This is a genomic window from Chamaesiphon sp. VAR_69_metabat_338, from assembly GCF_031423935.1.
GTDB lineage: Bacteria > Cyanobacteriota > Cyanobacteriia > Cyanobacteriales > Chamaesiphonaceae > Chamaesiphon.
In genome coordinates, this window is the sequence record NZ_JANPGM010000247.1 from 1 (window position 1) to 1,826 (window position 1,826).

Below are 1,826 nucleotides of genomic sequence, written 5' to 3' on the forward strand. Positions count from 1 at the left end.
CGATCGAAGCGCAATCGATCGCCCAGATTACCGACGACCTCTACGATATTGCCTACGGACAACCCTTCCGGTTTCCCGCCACCTTTACCTTCGTCATGCGCGCCTTTTCGACGATCGAAGGCGTGGGCAAAGGACTCGATCCCGATTTTAACTTTATGGCAGCGGCTCAGCCCTTTGCATTTCAGATTATGAATAGTAATGGTAGTAACACCCCCGATGCAAATACCTTCCTGGCGGAAATCGGCAGACAAGCCGCTCAAGTCGGCACTTCCGCGCTCGGCTTGCCCCGTCGCCTCGAAGACACGATCGACAAATTAGAGCGCGGCGATATCCGCGTGCGCGTGCGTTCGAGCGAAACCGATCGGTATTTGCGCAGACTGGCAACCGTCCAACAAAACACAAATTATGCAATCTTGGTTGCGACTTTTACATTGTCTGCTACGATGCTATTTGTCAATAAATACACGACACCGGCTGGGATAGTCGGCGCGATTGCCCTAGTTGCCTTGGTAACTTGGTTTCGGCAGATGCGGAAACTCGATCGCCAAGATCGGATGTCCTAGTTAGCACCTGTGGCTAGTTTGGAGTGGGGCGATCGCAGTTATTTTCTGCATCAGCAGAAATTGACTGGAGATCGCTGTCGATTTGTGGGTACTATGAGATCGGCGATCGCTAGGTGCGATTGAAGATCGTACAGAGCCAGCAATCTCTTAAAACTACTAACTCATGCGCCATCTGTCTGTTCTAAAATTTTGGATTGTTATCGCTACCGGCATTAGATTATGAAATCGCTGTTCACAGGTCTTACAGATAAAGGGATGGTCAGAAGTGCCAACCAAGATGCATATCACATCGATCCTGATGGACGATTTTTTATAGTTGCCGATGGGATGGGCGGTCATGCTGGCGGTGAGGAAGCCAGTCGGATCGCGATCGAGACAGCTCACACCTATGTCGAACAGCACTGGGACAGCGAACCCGACACCAAGAACCTGCTAGCACAAGCACTAATCGGGGCAAATGATGCAATTGTCGCCGACCAGGAACAACACGCCCAGCGCGCCGATATGGGTACCACTCTGGTGATGATTTTATTCCGCGATGACATGGTCTGGTCGGCGCATGTGGGCGATTCCCGGCTCTACCGGCTCCGAGGCGACAAATTAGACGCGATCACCGAAGATGATACGTGGGTGGCACGGGCGATGAAATTGGGTCAACTCAATGCCGATGAGGCACGCGTTCATCCGCTTCGCCACGTTTTATCCCATTGTCTGGGTCGCCGCGATTTACGTCAGATCAATATTCAAACTCAAGATATCATTCCTGGCGATCGAATCTTGCTCTGTAGCGATGGCTTGACCGAAGAAGTGCCTCACGATGAGATTTCTAGCCATCTGCGCGCTGAAACCGAACAAGTAGCCGCGCAAGCCCTAATCGATGCTGCCAAACAACACGGTGGGAGTGACAATATCACTGTGATTATTGCGACGATGCAATAGATTGGTATCGATCGCTACAACTACACATCACGACATAGATTTACTTCGAGTTTACAGATCTCTCAGAAATGGAATTAAGTCTCTAGTCGCATGAACGATCCGTAAGATTTCGAGAATTTCTTCATCGTAACGATAAAAGATTAGATATTGCTTAAATCCTGTCACAGTCAATTTACGGATGTCGATAATATCGTCTTCCTCACTTTCATATTTTCTTCCCATGCCAGGCATTCGGGCTAAAGCAAAGGTTTGACGCGAAGCATCAAAGAACTGCAAAGCACTATTCTGGCTATTTTGGGATAGATAATTACAATGTTCGTGAAG

General features: G+C 49.2%; 2 protein-coding genes and 1 pseudogene. 2 read left to right on the forward strand and 1 reads right to left on the reverse strand.

Annotated elements, in window-relative coordinates:
* Together RMO84_RS07285 and RMO84_RS07290 are read left to right on the forward strand one after the other, a co-directional pair.
* Positions 1–563, forward strand: a pseudogene (locus RMO84_RS07285) (AarF/ABC1/UbiB kinase family protein); the annotation flags it as partial.
* 219 nt (positions 564–782) lie between these two features.
* Positions 783–1,502 carry a serine/threonine-protein phosphatase gene (locus RMO84_RS07290; RefSeq protein ID WP_310487804.1) on the forward strand — a complete coding sequence of 240 codons (720 nt, stop codon included), beginning with the start codon at positions 783–785 and terminating at the stop codon, positions 1,500–1,502.
* Positions 1,503–1,553: 51 nt separating this feature from the next.
* Here RMO84_RS07290 and RMO84_RS07295 read toward each other — a convergent pair.
* A partial coding sequence (locus RMO84_RS07295) for a type II toxin-antitoxin system RelE/ParE family toxin (protein ID WP_310487805.1) occupies positions 1,554–1,826 on the reverse strand: 273 nt, incomplete at its 5' end.

Coding starts and splice junctions, on each gene's coding strand:
- RMO84_RS07290 (WP_310487804.1), top strand. CDS start 783: ATGAAATCGCTGTTCACAGGTCTTACAGATAAAGGGATGGTCAGAAGT.